The organism is Variovorax sp. ISS6 (assembly GCF_056523145.1).
The window spans coordinates 2,716,617-2,732,255 of record NZ_JAWRZC010000001.1; the positions used below are offsets into that span (position 1 = coordinate 2,716,617).

At 69.2% G+C, this 15,639-nt stretch carries 18 protein-coding genes; 12 read left to right on the forward strand and 6 right to left on the reverse strand.

Translation table 11 applies throughout. The annotated features are described in order from the left end of the window. Positions 1–4 precede the first annotated feature (4 nt). Positions 5–451 (reverse strand): NINE protein, encoded by a 447-nt coding sequence (locus AC1HIL_RS12355; RefSeq protein WP_057590649.1) that lies wholly within the window; start codon positions 449–451, stop codon positions 5–7. A gap of 31 nt (positions 452–482) precedes the next feature. Then, entirely contained in the window at positions 483–1,004 is a 522-nt protein-coding gene (locus tag AC1HIL_RS12360; RefSeq protein ID WP_261208591.1) for a GNAT family N-acetyltransferase, read from the reverse strand. 217 nt (positions 1,005–1,221) lie between these two features. On the opposite strand from AC1HIL_RS12360, the gene rpsP reads away from it, so the two are divergent. The 7 genes from rpsP to hisC all read left to right on the forward strand — a co-directional run bounded on the left by rpsP (position 1,222) and on the right by hisC (position 6,385). Beyond that, entirely contained in the window at positions 1,222–1,485 is a 264-nt protein-coding gene (gene rpsP, locus AC1HIL_RS12365) for a 30S ribosomal protein S16 (RefSeq protein ID WP_057590647.1), read from the forward strand. 18 nt (positions 1,486–1,503) lie between these two features. After that, on the forward strand, positions 1,504–2,058 hold the full coding sequence (rimM, locus tag AC1HIL_RS12370) for a ribosome maturation factor RimM (protein WP_057590646.1): 555 nt from the start codon (positions 1,504–1,506) through the stop codon (positions 2,056–2,058). 29 nt (positions 2,059–2,087) lie between these two features. Continuing rightward, a complete protein-coding gene (gene trmD / locus AC1HIL_RS12375; protein WP_479671895.1) occupies positions 2,088–2,834 on the forward strand; it encodes a tRNA (guanosine(37)-N1)-methyltransferase TrmD in 747 nt (248 codons plus the stop codon). A gap of 110 nt (positions 2,835–2,944) precedes the next feature. Next, positions 2,945–3,325 carry a 50S ribosomal protein L19 gene (rplS, locus tag AC1HIL_RS12380; RefSeq protein ID WP_057590644.1) on the forward strand — a complete coding sequence of 127 codons (381 nt, stop codon included), beginning with the start codon at positions 2,945–2,947 and terminating at the stop codon, positions 3,323–3,325. A 135-nt stretch (positions 3,326–3,460) separates the two neighbouring features. Next, positions 3,461–4,186 carry a CoA pyrophosphatase gene (locus AC1HIL_RS12385; protein WP_261208588.1) on the forward strand — a complete coding sequence of 242 codons (726 nt, stop codon included), beginning with the start codon at positions 3,461–3,463 and terminating at the stop codon, positions 4,184–4,186. Positions 4,187–4,269: 83 nt separating this feature from the next. Further along, positions 4,270–5,271 (forward strand): CobD/CbiB family protein, encoded by a 1,002-nt coding sequence (locus tag AC1HIL_RS12390; protein ID WP_479671896.1) that lies wholly within the window; start codon positions 4,270–4,272, stop codon positions 5,269–5,271. A 4-nt stretch (positions 5,272–5,275) separates the two neighbouring features. Beyond that, complete coding sequence (gene hisC, locus AC1HIL_RS12395; RefSeq protein ID WP_479671897.1) at positions 5,276–6,385, forward strand: histidinol-phosphate transaminase; 1,110 nt, start codon at positions 5,276–5,278, stop codon at positions 6,383–6,385. On the opposite strand, the gene rsgA is transcribed toward hisC, so the two are convergent. The 3 genes from rsgA to AC1HIL_RS12410 are packed head-to-tail and all read right to left on the reverse strand — an operon-like array spanning position 6,379 to position 9,021. After that, a complete protein-coding gene (rsgA, locus tag AC1HIL_RS12400; protein ID WP_479671898.1) occupies positions 6,379–7,332 on the reverse strand; it encodes a ribosome small subunit-dependent GTPase A in 954 nt (317 codons plus the stop codon). The genes hisC and rsgA overlap by 7 nt on opposite strands. A gap of 15 nt (positions 7,333–7,347) precedes the next feature. Continuing rightward, positions 7,348–7,704: a 4a-hydroxytetrahydrobiopterin dehydratase gene (locus AC1HIL_RS12405; RefSeq protein WP_057590639.1), complete on the reverse strand. Its 357-nt coding sequence runs from the start codon at positions 7,702–7,704 to the stop codon at positions 7,348–7,350. A gap of 48 nt (positions 7,705–7,752) precedes the next feature. Continuing rightward, positions 7,753–9,021 carry a M48 family metallopeptidase gene (locus tag AC1HIL_RS12410; RefSeq protein ID WP_479671899.1) on the reverse strand — a complete coding sequence of 423 codons (1,269 nt, stop codon included), beginning with the start codon at positions 9,019–9,021 and terminating at the stop codon, positions 7,753–7,755. A 59-nt stretch (positions 9,022–9,080) separates the two neighbouring features. Here AC1HIL_RS12410 and orn point away from each other — a divergent pair, with 59 nt between their 5' ends. The 5 genes from orn (at position 9,081) to AC1HIL_RS12435 (ending at position 14,995) form a co-directional block, all read left to right on the forward strand. Continuing rightward, positions 9,081–9,677 carry an oligoribonuclease gene (gene orn / locus AC1HIL_RS12415; protein WP_261208570.1) on the forward strand — a complete coding sequence of 199 codons (597 nt, stop codon included), beginning with the start codon at positions 9,081–9,083 and terminating at the stop codon, positions 9,675–9,677. A gap of 327 nt (positions 9,678–10,004) precedes the next feature. Then, a complete protein-coding gene (locus AC1HIL_RS12420) occupies positions 10,005–11,927 on the forward strand; it encodes a DEAD/DEAH box helicase (protein WP_261208561.1) in 1,923 nt (640 codons plus the stop codon). A gap of 200 nt (positions 11,928–12,127) precedes the next feature. Continuing rightward, a complete protein-coding gene (locus tag AC1HIL_RS12425; RefSeq protein ID WP_261208543.1) occupies positions 12,128–13,201 on the forward strand; it encodes an NAD/NADP-dependent octopine/nopaline dehydrogenase family protein in 1,074 nt (357 codons plus the stop codon). After that, the gene (locus AC1HIL_RS12430; RefSeq protein ID WP_479671900.1) at positions 13,191–14,189 is read left to right on the forward strand and encodes a 3-hydroxybutyryl-CoA dehydrogenase; all 999 of its coding nucleotides are present in this window, start codon (positions 13,191–13,193) and stop codon (positions 14,187–14,189) included. The genes AC1HIL_RS12425 and AC1HIL_RS12430 overlap by 11 nt, the downstream gene beginning before the upstream one ends. Beyond that, a complete protein-coding gene (locus AC1HIL_RS12435) occupies positions 14,186–14,995 on the forward strand; it encodes an alpha/beta fold hydrolase (protein ID WP_479671901.1) in 810 nt (269 codons plus the stop codon). Before AC1HIL_RS12430 ends, AC1HIL_RS12435 begins: the two co-directional genes overlap by 4 nt. A 4-nt stretch (positions 14,996–14,999) precedes the next feature. Here AC1HIL_RS12435 and AC1HIL_RS12440 read toward each other — a convergent pair whose 3' ends face one another. After that, positions 15,000–15,491 (reverse strand): MarR family winged helix-turn-helix transcriptional regulator, encoded by a 492-nt coding sequence (locus AC1HIL_RS12440; protein ID WP_057590632.1) that lies wholly within the window; start codon positions 15,489–15,491, stop codon positions 15,000–15,002. Positions 15,492–15,639: the final 148 nt, after the last annotated feature.

Genomic DNA, 15,639 nt, shown 5'->3' on the forward strand with positions numbered 1-15,639 from the left:
GGATCTACTGGGAAATCTTCCGTCCCTCTTCGACCTGGTGCTCGAAGTAGCGCTGGAAGCTGAACACGATGCTCGCCATGAGGATCGTGCTGCCGAAGAACAGTGCCAGCACCACCGCGCCGATGGTGGCCCAGCTCGTGCGACCCGGTTCCGCGTCGGGTGCCGCGCCCGCGTTGTAGCGCGCATTCCACTTCTCGGGCGTCATCAGGCCATAGACGATGGCCGTGAGCGCGCAGCCGGCGATGGTGAAGCCGAGGAAAGGGATCAGCACCCAGCTCCAGCCGTCGTCCACGCCGAACATGCGCACGCGCTCGATGCCGTAGAGGCCCAGCGCGGTCGGGATCGGCAGCAGCCAGCCGAGCCAGTCGCCCAGTCCGCGCAGGTAGAAGCGGTGCAGGCCCAGCGGGCCGCCCAGGAAGGCCAGCCAGGCCGTGGTCGTCTTGCTTTTCATGCGGTGCTCGATCCTGCTTTCGTTGCTTCGTTCATTCGGGATGGGTGCTGCTGCCCGCGCCGATGCTCTTTTCCATCAGCACGACGTCGCGCCACTGGCCGAACTTCCAGCCGCAGTCCTTGAGCACGCCGACCTGGGTGAAGCCCTGGCCGCGGTGCACGCCGATCGAGCCGGCATTGGCCGAGTCGCCGATCACCGCGATCAGCTTGCGCACGCCGGCGGCCTCGGCCGCCTCGCACAGGGCGGCCAGCAGCCGCGCGCCCAGGCCCTGGCCGCGCGCGGCCTCGGCCAGGTAGATCGAGTCCTCGGCCGAGAAGCGGTAGGCCGGGCGCGGCTTGAACCAGTTGCAGTAGGCGAAACCCAGCAGCGCGCCGTCGCGCTCGGCGACCAGGTAGGGCAGCCCCTTGCCCAGCACGTCGGCACGCCGGGCGGCCATCTCGGTGGGGGAGGGCGGCTCGGTCTCGAATGTGCCCGTGCCGTGCAGGACATGGTGGGCGTAGATGGCGGCGATCGCCGGGATGTCGTCTTCCCGGCTGGGGCGGATCGTTGTCATGAGGGGAAATTGGAGCGGCGAAATGGCCGTGAATGGGCCGGAAACTGGCCAGTGCAGGCAAGAATTCTCGGCCGGAACACGGTGCGGGCTATAATCGTGGGCTTTTCAGCGTGTCGCTGGCCGGGTGGCCATGTCGCGTGTCTCGACGCTGGAAGAACATCGTGAGCAGGTTTTCATCTTCAAACACGAAGGCCTGCGACCCACCCAAGGATAAATCATGGTCGTCATTCGACTCTCCCGTGGCGGTGCCAAAGGCCGTCCGTTCTTCAACATCGTCGTGTCGGACAAGCGCGTTCGCCGCGATGGCCGTTTCATCGAGCGCCTGGGTTTCTACAACCCGACCGCCAAGGAAAACGAAGAAAGCATCCGTATCGCTCAGGACCGCCTGACGTACTGGAAGAGCGTCGGCGCCCAGCCCTCGCCCACCGTCGCGCGCCTGATCCGTCAAGCCGCCGCGGCCGCTCCCAAGGCTGCCGCCTAAGCAGCCCGGCCACCGGCGATGCTGCCCGCGCTCGAAGCCGCCGAATTGCCGGCGGACGCGATCGAAGTAGGCCGCATCGCCGATGCCTGGGGCATCAAGGGCTGGTTCAAGGTCCTGCCCCACAGCGCCCAGCCCGAGGCGCTTTTTTCTTCCAAGCGCTGGTTCCTGCAGGCCCCCGGGGCTTCGGCGGCCACCGCTTTCCGGCTCGCGATCAGCGAAGCCAAGGAACACTCCGACTGCATCGTCGCCTCGTCGCGTGACGTGCCCGACCGCAACGCGGCCGAGGCGCTGCGTGGCGCGCGCGTGTTCGTGCCGCGCTCGAGCTTTCCGAGCACCGCCGACGACGAGTACTACTGGGTCGACCTGATCGGCCTCGAGGTGGTCAACCGCGAAGGCATCGTGCTCGGCGCGGTGCGCGAACTGCTCGCCACCGGCCCGCAGACCACGCTGGTGATCGCGGCCGAGCAGGACGGCAAGGCCATCGAGCGCATGGTGCCGTTCGTCTCGGCTTTCGTCGACGGCGTCGACCTCGCGGGCCGGCGCATCACGGTCGACTGGCAGCCCGACTACTGACCCCGGCCCCGCCGCCGCGGTCCGCGCGCATGCGCTTTGACATCCTCACGCTGTTTCCCGAGCTGTTCGCGCCTTTCATGGCCAGCGGCGTGACGCGCCGCGCCTACGAATCGAAGCAGGTCGAGGTGGTGCTGTGGAATCCGCGCGACTACGCGAGCGGCAACTACAAGCGCGTGGACGACCGCCCGTTCGGCGGCGGCCCCGGCATGGTGATGATGGCCGAGCCGCTGTCGGCCTGCCTCGCCGCGGCGCAGGCCGCGCGCGGCGTGCCGGCGCCGGTGGTGCTGTTCTCGCCGATCGGCGAGGCGCTGCGCCACGAATCGGTCGAGCGCTGGTCGGCCAGCGAGGGCGCGGTGCTGATCTGCGGCCGCTACGAAGGCATCGACCAGCGCTTCATCGACGCCCATGTCACGCACCAGGTCAGCCTCGGCGACTTCGTGCTGTCGGGCGGCGAGATCCCCGCGATGGCGCTGCTCGACGCGGTGGCGCGGCTGCAGCCCGGCGTGCTGGGCGACGAGGCCAGCCATGTGCAGGACAGCTTCAATCCCGCGCTCGACGGCCTGCTCGACTGCCCGCACTACACGCGGCCCGAGCAGTGGAACGGGCAGGGCGTGCCGGCGCCGCTGATGTCGGGCCACCATGCGCAGATCGAGCGCTGGCGCCGCGACCAGCGGCTGGCGATCACCGCCCGGGAACGCCCCGAATTGATCGACGCGGCCCGCTCCGCCGGACGCCTGAACGCCGCCGATGAGGCGGTGCTCAAAAAAAAGCTATAATCGCAGGCTCCCCGATCCTCTGGCCGGCCGCGTCCGGTGCGAAGTCATCCCGCATGACTGCGCCAACGACGCCTTTTGTGCAGCGCGGACACGATCGATATCAGGAAATCATGAACCTCATCCAGACTCTCGAGCAGGAAGAAATCGCTCGCCTCGGCAAGACCATCCCCGATTTCATGCCCGGTGACACGGTCATCGTCAGCGTGAACGTCGTCGAAGGCACCCGCAAGCGCGTGCAGGCCTACGAAGGCGTGGTGATCGCCAAGCGCAACCGTGGCCTCAACAGCGGCTTCACCGTGCGCAAGATCTCCAGCGGCGAAGGCGTGGAACGTACCTTCCAGACCTACAGCCCGCTGATCGCCAACATCGAAGTCAAGCGCCGCGGCGACGTGCGCCGCGCCAAGCTGTACTACCTGCGCGACCGCAGCGGCCGTTCGGCTCGCATCAAGGAAAAGCTGCCCGGCAAGTCGTCGAGCGCCGCGGCCGCGTAAGCTGCCCGCAGGCTTGCCTGTTGCGAAAAAGCCGCCGCTCTGGCGGCTTTTTGCGTTTTGCCCCCGTTTCCCTTTCGTCCGTTCACCCTTCGCCTCACGATCGATCACTTGACCGCCTCCAGCGCCGCCCCGTCCATGTCCTCCGCCACCTCCGAACCCGTCAATGCCGTCGTGCCCACGATGCTGCCGCCATTCGACCCGCGCAAGGTCCCGGTGGTGGGTGGCGGCACGGCCGACGGGCTGCCCGCGGTGGCGCTGGAGCAGCTGACGGCGCAGGCGCTGCGCGCGCGCTTCGCTTCGCCGCCGGCCTGGGCGCCCGAACTGCGCCGCGAGCCGCGCATGACCGGCCGCGAGCCCGCGCAGGCGGCCGTGCTGGTGCCGATCGTGCAGCGCCCGCAGGGCCCGACCGTGCTGCTCACCGAGCGCACCGCGAACCTCTCGACCCATTCGGGACAGGTCGCGTTCCCGGGCGGCCGCGTCGATCCCGAGGACGCCAACATCGCGGCCGCCGCGCTGCGCGAGGCCTGGGAAGAGGTCGGCCTGTCGGCCAGCTACATCGAGGTGCTCGGCAGCCTGCCGACCTACACCACCGTGACCTCGTTCATCGTCACGCCGGTGGTGTCGCTGGTCGAGCCCGGCTTCGAGCTCACCATCAATCCCTACGAGGTCGCGCAGGCCTTCGAGGTGCCGCTGGGCTGGCTCATGGACCCGGCCAACCACCGCCGCCATGCCGTGCCCGCGGGCGACGGGACGCAGCGGCACTGGTACTCGATGCCCTACCAGGACGGCAGCGAGGAGCGCTTCGTCTGGGGCGCGACGGCCGGCATGCTGCGCAATCTCTACCGCTTCCTGAGCGCCTGAGCCGCCTGAAGAAACGGCGAGTTCTGTCGGCCTCATAGGCCCGCAAGCCCCGAACGACGGGGCTGTCTCGCTATCATCTCTGGATGAGCTTCTTCGCCATCCTGTGTGCGTTGCTGATCGAGCAGGTGCGGCCGCTGGCCCCGCACAACCCCGTGTATGGCGGCGTGCTCGCATGGATGCGCTGGACCAGCCGCAACTTCGACGCGGGCAAGCCGCACCATGGATGGATCGCCTGGGGTCTCGCGGTCTTCGTGCCGACGCTGCTCGCGCTCGGCATCCACTGGCTGCTGGTGCTCACGCTGGGGCTGCCGTTCGCGGTGCTCTGGAGCATCGCGGTGCTCTACGTCACGCTGGGCTTTCGCCAGTTCAGCCACCACTTCACCGACATCCGCGACGCGCTCGACGAAGGCGACGAGCCGCTCGCGCGCTCGCTGCTCGCGCACTGGCAGGGCGTGGACGCCGCCGAGCTGCCGCGCAGCGAGATCGTGCGCCATGTGATCGAGCATTCGGTGATCGCCGCGCACCGCCACGTGTTCGGCGTGCTGGCCTGGTTCTCGGTGCTCGCCGCGGTCGGCCTGGGGCCGGCCGGCGCGGTCTTCTACCGCATGAGCGAATTCGTCGCGCGCTACTGGGCGCACAAGAACGGCGCCGCCGTGCAGCCCTCGAGCGAATCGGTGCAACAGGCCGCCGAGGGCGCCTGGCATGCGATCGACTGGCTGCCCGCGCGCATCACGGCGCTGGGCTTCGCGGTGGTGGGCAGCTTCGAGGAAGCCATCGATTGCTGGCGCAACGATGCGCGCCGCTTTCCGAGCGAGAACGACGGCGTGATCCTCGCGGCCACCTCGGGCGCGGTCAACGTGCGCCTGGGCGGCGGCCGGCTACGGCCGATTCCCAGCGTCGATCCGCTGCCGCGCGCGCAGGCCGGCGAATCCTTCGCCGACACCCGTCGCACCGACAGCGGCAGCACGCCGGGCCGCGAGCCCGAGCCCGGCCACCTGCGCAGCGTGGTGGGCCTGGTCTGGCGCTCGGTCGTGATGTGGATGGTGCTGCTCGCGCTGCTCACGCTCGCGCGGCTGCTGGGCTGAGCCCATGGTCGACGCGATCGATCCGGTGGCGAAGCGCGCGCCCTCGTTCTGGAGCCCGCGCATCGCGGACCTCGAGCCCTACGTGCCCGGCGAGCAGCCGCGCATCCGGGACCTCGTGAAGCTCAACACCAACGAGAACCCGTATCCCCCGTCGCCGCGCGCCATCCAGGCCATCCGCGAGGCGGCCGAGAACGGCCTCGAGCTCTATCCCGACCCCACCTCGCTCGCGCTGCGTGAAGCCGTCGCGCGCCGCCACGGGCTCGCGGTCGAGCAGGTCTTCGCGGGCAACGGTTCCGACGAGGTGCTGGCCCACGCCTTCTTCGCCTTCTTCCAGCAGCGCGAGCCGCTGCTGATGCCCGACATCAGCTACAGCTTCTACCGCGTCTATGCGCAGCTCTACGGCATCGCCTGCGAGCAGTTGCCGGTCGACGAGGACCTGCGCATCGACGTCGATGCCATGGCCGATCGCGCGCGCGAAGGCTGCGCGGGCGTCGTGGTCGCCAACCCGAATGCCCCCACCGGCATCGGCCTGCCGCTGGCGCGCATCGAGGAACTGCTGCGCGCCTGTCCCGAGCGCGTGGTGCTGGTGGACGAGGCCTACGTCGATTTCGGCGCCGAGAGCGCGCTCCCGCTGATCCCGCACCATGCCAACCTGCTGGTGGTGCAGACGCTCTCGAAGTCGCGTTCGCTGGCCGGCCTGCGCGTGGGCTTCGCCTGCGGCCAGTCGCACCTGATCGATGCGCTGGTGCGCGTGAAGGACAGCTTCAACTCCTACCCGCTCGACCGGCTCGCGAGCGCCGGCGCCGTGGCGGCGCTCGAGGACGAGGACTGGTTCCGCAAGACGCGCGACGACGTCGTCGACACCCGCGAGGGACTGGTGCTGCAGCTCGAGGACCTGGGCTTCGAGGTGCTGCCGTCTCAGACCAATTTCGTGTTCGCGCGGCATCCGTCGCGCGACGCCGCCGAACTGGCCGCCGCGCTACGCGAGCGCGCGGTGCTGGTGCGGCACTTCCGCCAGCCGCGCATCGCGCAGTACCTGCGCATCAGCATCGGCACGCGCGCGCAGTGCAGCGTGCTGGTGGAGCGGCTGCGCGAGATCCTGCAGGCTCAGTAGCGCGTCTCGCTGAGCTCCGCGAACAGGTCGCCGTAGATCCTGTAGCGCGAGGCGCTGATCGGCCCGTCGTTGGCCGCCGATTCCACGTGCGCGATCACGCCGCAGCCCGGCTCGTGCAGGTGGGTGCAGTTGTAGAACTTGCACTCGCCCGCATGCTCGGCGATGTCGGGCATCAGGCCCGCGAGCTGCATCGGCGCGATGTGGTTGAGGCCGAATTCCTGGAAGCCCGGCGAGTCGATCAGCGCGGTGCTGCGCGCCGCGTCGACCCAGTACCAGGTGGTGCTGGTGGTGGTGTGCTTGCCCGAATTGAGCGCCTGCGAGATCTCGCCGGTGAGCGCGGTGGCGCCCGGCACCAGCAGGTTGATCAGCGTGCTCTTGCCCGCGCCCGAGGGGCCGAGCACCAGCGTGGTCTTGCCCGCGAGGCGCTGCATGAGCGAGGCGTGGTCGACCTCGCCCGAGGCCTTGAGCGACAGCGGCAGCACGCCGTGGTGCATGCGCCGGTAGGGCGCGAGCTTGCGCCAGGCGCGTTCGAAGGGCTCGACCAGGTCGCTCTTGTTGAGCGCGATGATCGGCGTGATGCGCTCCGCCTCGGCCGCGATCAGGGCGCGCGCGAGCTGGTGTTCGGAGAACTCGGGCTCGGCCGCGATCAAAATCAGCACGTGGTCGAGGTTGGCCGCGAAGGACTTGGTGCGGATGTCGTCCTGGCGGTAGAACAGGTTGCGCCGCGGCACCACCTGCTCGATCGTGCCTTCGTCCTCGCTGGCCTGCCAGCGCACGCGGTCGCCGACCACGGCCTGGCTCTTCTTGCCGCGCGGATGGCAGATGCGTCGTTCGCCTTCGGGCGTCTCGACCAGGCAGTGGCGGCCGTGGCTCGCCACCACGAGGCCGTCGTGCAGCGCATCGGCCGAGGCTCGGCCCTGCTGGCGCTCGCGGCCCGGCTTAGCCAAAGGCGATCGCTCCGGTCATGCCGTGGGCGCGGCCGCCAGCAGCGCATCGGCCTGGCGTGCGCAATCGAAGTCGGTGACCGAGATGCCGCCGACGTCGTGCGTGTTGAAGCGCACCACGCAGCGGTTGTAGTGCACCGACAGGTCGGGGTGGTGGTCCTGCGTGTGGGCCACCATCGCCAGTGCATTCACGAAGGCGATGGTCTCGAAGTAGTTCGTGAAGCCGTAGGTCTTCTCGATCGCGACGTTCGCGCCGTCGCCGCTGAGCTTCCAGCCTTCGAGCCGCGCCAGCGCCGAGACGATCTCGGTCGCGCTCAGTGCCTTGCGGGGGATGGACTTCCAGTCCTTGATCTTCAACATGCTGGCGGTGCTCATGGCGCTGCTTTCGAAAAGAGGTGCGGGGAGACGGAAAAGAGATGGCGCTCAGGCGGTCGCCAGCATGCGCGCGAGGCGCTCGGAGGCGGGCGGGTGGGAGTAGTAGAACTTGACGAACACCGGGTCGGGCGTGAGCGTCGAGGCGTTGTCCTGGTAGAGCTTGAGCAGCGCGGCCGAGAGGTCGGCGCCGCTGGTCTGGGCGATGGCATAGGCGTCGGCCTCGAACTCGTGCCTGCGCGACAGCCGCGCCGACAGCGGCGCGACGAAGAAGCCGAACACCGGCACTGCGAGCATGAACAGCAGCAGCGCCAGCGCGCTGTTGGGCGCCGCCGTCGACATGTTGGGCTGCACGCCCAGGCCGGTGTAGAACCAGGCCTGGGTCGAGACCCAGCCCAGCAGCGCGAAGCCCGCGAGGCTCAGCGCGAACATCGCGACCAGCCGCTTGACGATGTGGCGGTGCTTGAAGTGGCCGAGCTCGTGCGCGAGCACCGCCTCGACCTCGCCGGCGTTGAGCTGGCGCAGCAGGGTGTCGTAGAACACCACGCGCTTGCTGGCACCGAAGCCGGTGAAGTAGGCGTTGGCATGTGCGCTGCGGCGGCTGCCGTCCATCACGAACAGGCCCTTGGCGCGGAAGCCGCAGCGGCTCATGAGCGCGGTGACGCGGGCCTTGAGCGTCGGGTCGTCGAGCGGCTGGAACTTGTTGAAGATCGGCGCGATGAACATCGGGTAGACCAGCATCAGCAGCAGGTTGAAGCCCATCCACGCGGCCCAGGCCCAGAGCCACCACAGCGTGCCCGTGGCGCCCATGATCCACAGGATCAGCGCCGCGATCGGCAGCCCGATGGCCGCGCCGACCAGCGTCGAGACGACCGTGTCGCGCAGCCACAGGCCCCAGGTCATCTTGTTGAAGCCGAAGCGCTCCTCGAGCCTGAAGGTCTGCCACAGCGTGAACGGGAGTTCGAGCAGGCCGCCGACGGCCGCGAAGGCCGCCAGCAGCGCCAGCTGCTGCACCATGCCGCCGCCGAGCCAGGCCAGCAGCAGCTTGTTGAGCAGGTCGAGGCCGCCGAGCAGGGTCCAGCCCAGCAGCAGCGCCGTGCCCCAGGCCATCTCGATCAGCCCGAAGCGCGCCTTCGCCACCGTGTAGTCGGCCGCCTTCTGGTGCGCCGAGAGGCTGATCGTCTGCGCGAAGGCCTCGGGCACCTCGCCGCGATGCCGCGCCACGTGCCGGACCTGCCGCGAGGCCAGCCAGAACTTCACGAGCAGGCCGGCCACCAGCGCGGCGGCGAAGGCGAGGGTGAAGAGGAGCGAATAGGACATAGGGGGCGGAGTTTAGTCCCCGCACCCAAGGCCCCAGGACCATCGGCGACAATCCCGCGATGCCCGAATCCACCGCCTCCACGGCCGCCGCAGCGGTCCCCACCCTGAAGAAAAGCGACCAGAACCTGGTCTGGCTCGATTGCGAGATGAGCGGGCTCGACCCCGAGAAGGAACGCCTGCTCGAGATCGCCGTGGTCATCACCGGCCCCGACCTCACGCCGCGCATCGACGGCCCGGTGCTGGTCATCCACCAGAGCGACGCCGTGCTCGACGGCATGGATGCCTGGAACAAGGGCACACACGGCCGCAGCGGCCTGATCGACAAGGTCAAGGCCTCCACCGTCGACGAGGCCGCTGCCGAGCAGCAGCTGATCGAATTCATCGCGCGCTACGTGCCCAAGAGCGGCTCGCCGATGTGCGGCAACACCATCGGCCAGGACCGGCGCTTCCTGGTCAAGTACATGCCCAGGCTCGAGGCCTACTTCCACTACCGCAACCTCGACGTCAGCACGCTCAAGGAGCTCGCCAAGCGCTGGAAGCCCGCGGCCTACAACGCCTTCAAGAAGCAGCAGGCCCACACGGCGCTGGCCGACGTGCACGAATCGATCGAGGAACTGGCGCACTACCGCGAGACCTTCCTGCGCCTGACCGACTGAGGCTCGGAGGGCCGGAACAACGGCCGAATATCCGATTGCGCACGGGGATTAGGTAAAAACCCCGATGCATGTCATAATCGTGGGCTTCGCTGACCGGGGTGCCCGGCCATTCTCCAAGAGTGGCGCGTGCATGAGCAGAATCGGTTCCCCGCCGGCATATCCCGCATCTCCCTATCTTGCACACCGCGCCCGATCGCATGGATCGATCAAAAAGGGCCGCAGCCTCGGGTTTCAGAACCGGAAGCTGAATGTCGTTGGATGGTTGATGTTTTTAACCACCAACGGGGCGCCGCCCACGGCAGCGCTCGCGTTTGAAATTTGACATTCATGACCGACGCTTTTGAAGCGCAGGGCGAGCTCGCGCCTGTGCAATCGATTCACAACAACGAATTCTCCGCTGTCACCTCCGAAGTGCCCGTGCTCGAGGCGCTCGACGCCGCCAGCACCGAGGCCAACGAAGTCCTCGAGGTCGCCGATCAGGACGCGCAGACGTCCGACGCGCCCGAGGCACCGCGCGGCCCCAACGGATTCATTCCGCTGGGCCTCGCACCCGAACTGATCGCCGCCGTCGAGGACCTGGGCTTCCACCAGCCCACGACCGTGCAGGAAAAGGTGATCCCGCTGGCCCGCGGCGACGAATCGGCCCGTTTCGTCGACCTGATGGTCTCGAGCCAGACCGGCAGCGGCAAGACCGCGGCCTTCCTGCTGCCCGTGCTGCACACGCTGATCCGCCGCCAGGCCGAAGCAGCCGCCGCCGAGCGCGCCGAATTCGAGCGCCTGACGGCCGAAGCCGCCGAACGCGGCGAAGCGCCGCCCAAGCGGCCCAAGCGCGTCAACCCGACCAGCAACCGCAACTTCAAGGCCGCCACGCCCGGCGCCCTGGTGCTGTGCCCGACGCGCGAACTCGCGCAGCAGGTCGCGCACGACGCCATCGAGCTGGTGCGCCACTGCCGCGGCCTGCGCATCGCCAACGTGGTGGGCGGCATGCCCTACCAGTTGCAGATCGCGCGCCTGCAGAACGCCGACCTCGTGGTCGCCACGCCGGGCCGCCTGCTCGACCTGCAGCGCTCGATGCAGATCAAGCTCGACAAGGTCAAGTTCCTGGTGGTCGACGAGGCCGACCGCATGCTCGACCTGGGCTTCGCCGACGACCTGGCCGAAGTCAACCAGCTCACCATCGAGCGCCAGCAGACCATGATGTTCAGCGCCACCTTCGCGCCGCGCATCCAGCAACTGGCCACCCGCGTGATGCGCGAACCGCAGCGCGTGACCATCGACAGCCCGCAGGAAAAGCACGCCAACATCAAGCAGGTGCTGTTCTGGGCCGACAACGCCACCCACAAGCGCAAGCTGCTCGACCACTGGCTGCGCGACACCAGCATCAACCAGGCGATCGTGTTCGCCAGCACCCAGGTCGAGTGCGACGGCCTCGCCAACGACCTGCAGCAGGACGGCTTCAGCGCCGTGGCGCTGCACGGCGCGCTGAGCCAGGGCCTGCGCAACCGCCGCCTGATGGCGCTGCGCCAGGGCCAGGTCCAGATCCTGGTGGCGACCGACGTGGCCGCGCGCGGCATCGACGTGCCGACCATCACCCACGTCTTCAACTTCGGCCTGCCGATGAAGGCCGAGGACTACACCCACCGCATCGGCCGTACCGGCCGTGCCGGCCGCGACGGCCTGGCGATCACCTTCGCCGAGTTCCGCGACCGCCGCCGCATCATGGACATCGAGCAGTACAGCCGCCAGCAGTTCAAGGCCGAGGTGATCCCCGGCATGGAACCGCAGCAGCGCATGCCGCAATCGCGCCCGCAGGGCGACTTCGGCGGCCGCGGCCGCGGCGGCGATCGTCGTCAGGGCAATGGCGGCGGTGGCTACCGCGGCGGCAACGGCGGCGGCTATGCCAACGCCAGCGGCTTCAACGACCGCAATGCACGCGGCCCGGCCGGCGGCGCGCCGCGCGGCGGCTTCGGTGGTGGCCAGAACGCCGGTTTCGGCGGCGGTCGCGACCGTGACGAGTCGGCCGGCTTCGGCCGCAAGCCGGGCTGGGGCGACAGCGCACCGCGCGGCAATGCCGGCGGCAGCCGCAACGAAGGCTTCGGCGCCCGCAGCGGCGGCCCGCGCAACGAAGGCGGCTTCGCGCCGCGCAACGACGGCTTCGCGCCCCGCAAGGGCCCGGGCCACGCCGGCGGCCCCGGCAAGGTGTTCGTGCCGCGCGACGCGCAGAAGCGCGCGTTCAAGCCCAGCCGCTGATCGCTTCCTCCCCTTCGCAAAGCCCGCGTTCTCCGGATCGCGGGCTTTTTGCATTGGGGGTTTGCGAGCAGTCGAAGGCGCCGATTTTGATTGACGTCTGAATTGATGAAAAGTAATGTATTGGACGCGCGCAGTCCTGCATTCCGGTTCCGCATCGTCGGTGGCCGGTTCATCAACCTCAGCTTTTCGACCCTTCGACCATGAAAATCGCGATCCTGGGTGGCGGCCATGGGGCCTATGCGGCCGCCGCCGATCTGTCCGAAGCCGGGCATGAAGTGCGGCTGTGGCGCCGCGACGCGGCCGCGCTGCAGCCGGTCATCGACAGCGGCAGCATCGTGCTCAAGGATGCGCGCGGCGTGCGCGAGGTGCCGATCGCGCTGCCCACCGCCGACATCGGCGCGGCGCTGCGCGATGCCGAACTCATCGTGCTGCCGACCCCGGCCATCGCGCAGGACTTCATCGCGCGCGCCATGGCGCCGCACCTGGTCGACGGCCAGGTGGTATTCCTGCCGCCCGGCACCTTCGGCAGCTACGTGATGGCGCGCACCGTGCGCGAGGCCGGCAACCGCGCCGACGTGGCCTGGGCCGAGACCGGCACCTTGCCCTACCTGGCGCGCAAGCATGGCGAGCGCGAGGTCAACGTCACGATCCGCGCGATCCGCCTGCCCACCGGCGTCTATCCGGCACGCAAGGCCGCGCAGGCGATCGACACCATCCGCGTGGCCTACCCGAGCGTGCACGGCTGCGGCGACGCGCTCTCGGGTGCGCTGATGAATGCCGGCCCCGTCATCCATCCGCCGCTGATGGTGATGAATGCCGCGCCGCTGCAGCACTTCGAGCGCTGGGACATCCACAACGAAGGCACGCAGCCCGCGGTGCGCGCCGTGACCGACCGGCTCGACCGCGAGCGCATCGCGGTGCGCGAGGCCTTCGGCCACGGCGGCCCGCACTATCCGCTGGCCGACCACTACGACAACGACCGCTGGATGTACGGCGATGCCCACAAGCAGCTCGTGAAGTCGGGCGACTGGCGCGAGAACATCGACCTGCACGGCCACCGCTACATCACCGAGGACACCGAGCTCGGCCTGGCCTTCCTCGCCTCGGCCGCGCGGCATGCGGGCGTCGACGCGCCCATCGCCCATGGCCTGCTCGCGATCGTCGGCGGCTTCCTCGGCCGCGACCTGCGCCAGGGGCCACGCAGCTTCGAGGCCCTGGGCCTCGCGGACCTGTCGGCCGACGCGCTGCGTCAGAGGCTGCACGATGGCGAATGAGCCGGTCCGCTTCGCCGCGGTCGGCGCGGGGCGCATGGGCCGCGGCATCGCGATCGCCTTCGCCTACGCGGGCCATCGCATCGCGCTGGTCGACCTGCGCGTGCGCAGCGAGGAGGCCTGGAACAAGCTGCACGACGAGGCGCGGCAGGAGATCGCCGCCAGCCTCGCGGGCCTGGCCCAGCTCGGCGTGATCGATGCGGCGCAGGCCGAGGCCATCGCCGCGCGCGTGCAGTACGTGCGCGCCGCGCAGGCACCGGCGGCGCTCGCGCAGGCCGAGCTGGTGTTCGAGGGCGTGCCGGAAACGCTGGCGGCCAAGCGCGAGGCCTTCGAGCAGATCAACGCCCATTGCAGCGACGACGCGATCCTGACCTCGACCACCAGCAGCATCCTGGTCACGCAGCTCGCGGCGCTGGTGCGCAGGCCCGAGCGCTTCCTCAACATGCACTGGCTCAACCCGGCCTACGTGATCCCGGTGGTCGAACTGAGCTGCCATCCGGGCACCGACCCCGCCGTGCTGGCGCGCACGCGCGAGATCATGGAGGCGATCGGCAAGCTGCCCGTGGTGTGCGGGCCCACGCCCGGCTACATCGTGCCGCGGCTGCAGGCGCTGATCATGAACGAGGCCGCGCGCATGATCGAGGAGGGGGCCGCCACCGCCGAGGAGATCGACAAGGCCACGCGCCACGGCCTGGGCCTGCGCTTCGCGGCGCTCGGCGTGGTCGAGTTCATCGACTTCGGCGGCTGCGACATCCTGCACCACGCGAGCCGCGAGATGTCGGCCTCGATCGACAAGGGGCGCTACACCGCGCCGGCCATCGTCGACCGCATGGTGCAGGAGGGGCGGCTCGGCCTCAAGAGCGGCAGCGGCTTCTATGCCTACGAAGGCACCGACACCTCGGCCTATCGCCGCGACGTGCTGTCGCGCACGCTCGGCATGCTGCGCCATGCGGGCCTCTGGCGGCCCGCGGCCGAACGCACGCTGCCATGACGCCGGCCATCCGCCGCGCCTTCGCCGATCTGTCGGTCGGTCAGGTGCACTACGCGAGCTGCGGCGCCATCGATGCACCGCCCGTGCTGCTGCTGCATCAATCGCCGCGCAGCTGGCGCGAGTACGAGACGGTGCTGCCGCTGCTCGGCGCGCGGCATCGCGCGATCGCGATGGACACCGTGGGCTTCGGCGATTCGGCCGCGGGCGGCGAGCCCGCCTCGATCGCGCACTGGGCCCGCGTCGCGGCCGAGCTGCTCGATGCGCTGCGCATCGAACGCGTCGCCGTGGTCGGCCATCACACGGGCGGCGTGATCGCGATCGAACTCGCGGCCGCGCTCGGCGAGCGCGTGCGCGCGCTGGTGCTGTCCTCGACGCCCTACACCGACGAAGCCTTTCGCCGCGCGCGCGCCGAGCGTCCGCCGATCGACGAGGTCGAGCCCAGCGAAGACGGCAGCCATCTCGCGGCACTGTGGGGCAAGCGGCAGGGCTTCTATCCGCCGAACCGGCCCGAGCTGCTCGAGGCCTTCGTGCTCGATGCGCTCAAGGTCGGCCGGCGGCTCGAGGAAGGCCATCGCGCCGTGGCCTCGTACCGCATGGAAGAACGCATCGATCGCGTGACGCAGCCCGTGCTGATCGTGCGCGCGCCCGAGGATCCGTTCGCTTCGCCGCATGCGCAGGAACTCGCGCGGCATCTGCGCCACGCGGCCAGCGTGCGCATCGCCGACATCGAAGGCGGCATGGTGCCGCTGCCCGACCAGTTGCCCGAGGCCTTCGCGCGCTGCGTGGGCGACTTCCTCGCGCGCTGAGCCTTCAGCGTTCCTCGTCGTCCTCGTCCTGCGCCGCATCCGACGGCGCATGCGCATGCAGCTGGATCATCAGCCGCAGCGTGTTCTTGAGTTCCTCCGCGCGCGTGAGGCCGAAGGGCTCGAGCACGCGGCGCTCGTGCTCGCTCGCGAGCTGCATCAGATGCTCCACCTTGGCCGCACCCTTGCGGGTGATGCGCACCAGCGTGATGCGGCGATCGCTCTCATGGGGAATGCGCTCGACCTGGCCCTGCGTCTCCATGCGGTCGAGCAGCCGCGTCACGGTCGGCTGCTTGGTCACGGTGATCTGCGCGAGCCGCCCGATGCTCACCGCATCGCCGCCCGCGAGCGAGGCCATCACGCGCCACTCCGACACCGAGAAACCCTCCTGCCGCGCCACCTCGTGGAACTCCGAGGAGATCAGCTGGCTCGCCTGCGCGAGCAGCGCGGGCAGGTAGTTGTCGACGAAGCGCTGCGGCTTCTTTTCAGTGCTTCCCATGCGTTCTCCCGATGCACATCGAACGACCCGAAAGTGGCACGCGGCTTGCGTGTCTAGGGTTATTCATGATTGTGGATAGATTCATTTCTAAACAGTATACGTACCAAGGCCCGTACAAGCACTCATCGCTTTTCTGCAGGTGATGCAT

Bases quoted from the DNA above. Each gene is read 5' to 3' on its own strand.
- AC1HIL_RS12355 (WP_057590649.1), bottom strand. From the start codon at position 451: ATGAAAAGCAAGACGACCACGGCCTGGCTGGCCTTCCTGGGCGGCCCG.
- AC1HIL_RS12360 (WP_261208591.1), bottom strand. From the start codon at position 1,004: ATGACAACGATCCGCCCCAGCCGGGAAGACGACATCCCGGCGATCGCC.
- rpsP (WP_057590647.1), top strand. From the start codon at position 1,222: ATGGTCGTCATTCGACTCTCCCGTGGCGGTGCCAAAGGCCGTCCGTTC.
- rimM (WP_057590646.1), top strand. From the start codon at position 1,504: ATGCTGCCCGCGCTCGAAGCCGCCGAATTGCCGGCGGACGCGATCGAA.
- trmD (WP_479671895.1), top strand. From the start codon at position 2,088: ATGCGCTTTGACATCCTCACGCTGTTTCCCGAGCTGTTCGCGCCTTTC.
- rplS (WP_057590644.1), top strand. From the start codon at position 2,945: ATGAACCTCATCCAGACTCTCGAGCAGGAAGAAATCGCTCGCCTCGGC.
- AC1HIL_RS12385 (WP_261208588.1), top strand. From the start codon at position 3,461: ATGTCCTCCGCCACCTCCGAACCCGTCAATGCCGTCGTGCCCACGATG.
- AC1HIL_RS12390 (WP_479671896.1), top strand. From the start codon at position 4,270: ATGAGCTTCTTCGCCATCCTGTGTGCGTTGCTGATCGAGCAGGTGCGG.
- hisC (WP_479671897.1), top strand. From the start codon at position 5,276: ATGGTCGACGCGATCGATCCGGTGGCGAAGCGCGCGCCCTCGTTCTGG.
- AC1HIL_RS12405 (WP_057590639.1), bottom strand. From the start codon at position 7,704: ATGAGCACCGCCAGCATGTTGAAGATCAAGGACTGGAAGTCCATCCCC.
- AC1HIL_RS12410 (WP_479671899.1), bottom strand. From the start codon at position 9,021: ATGTCCTATTCGCTCCTCTTCACCCTCGCCTTCGCCGCCGCGCTGGTG.
- orn (WP_261208570.1), top strand. From the start codon at position 9,081: ATGCCCGAATCCACCGCCTCCACGGCCGCCGCAGCGGTCCCCACCCTG.
- AC1HIL_RS12420 (WP_261208561.1), top strand. From the start codon at position 10,005: ATGACCGACGCTTTTGAAGCGCAGGGCGAGCTCGCGCCTGTGCAATCG.
- AC1HIL_RS12425 (WP_261208543.1), top strand. From the start codon at position 12,128: ATGAAAATCGCGATCCTGGGTGGCGGCCATGGGGCCTATGCGGCCGCC.
- AC1HIL_RS12430 (WP_479671900.1), top strand. From the start codon at position 13,191: ATGGCGAATGAGCCGGTCCGCTTCGCCGCGGTCGGCGCGGGGCGCATG.
- AC1HIL_RS12435 (WP_479671901.1), top strand. From the start codon at position 14,186: ATGACGCCGGCCATCCGCCGCGCCTTCGCCGATCTGTCGGTCGGTCAG.
- AC1HIL_RS12440 (WP_057590632.1), bottom strand. From the start codon at position 15,491: ATGGGAAGCACTGAAAAGAAGCCGCAGCGCTTCGTCGACAACTACCTG.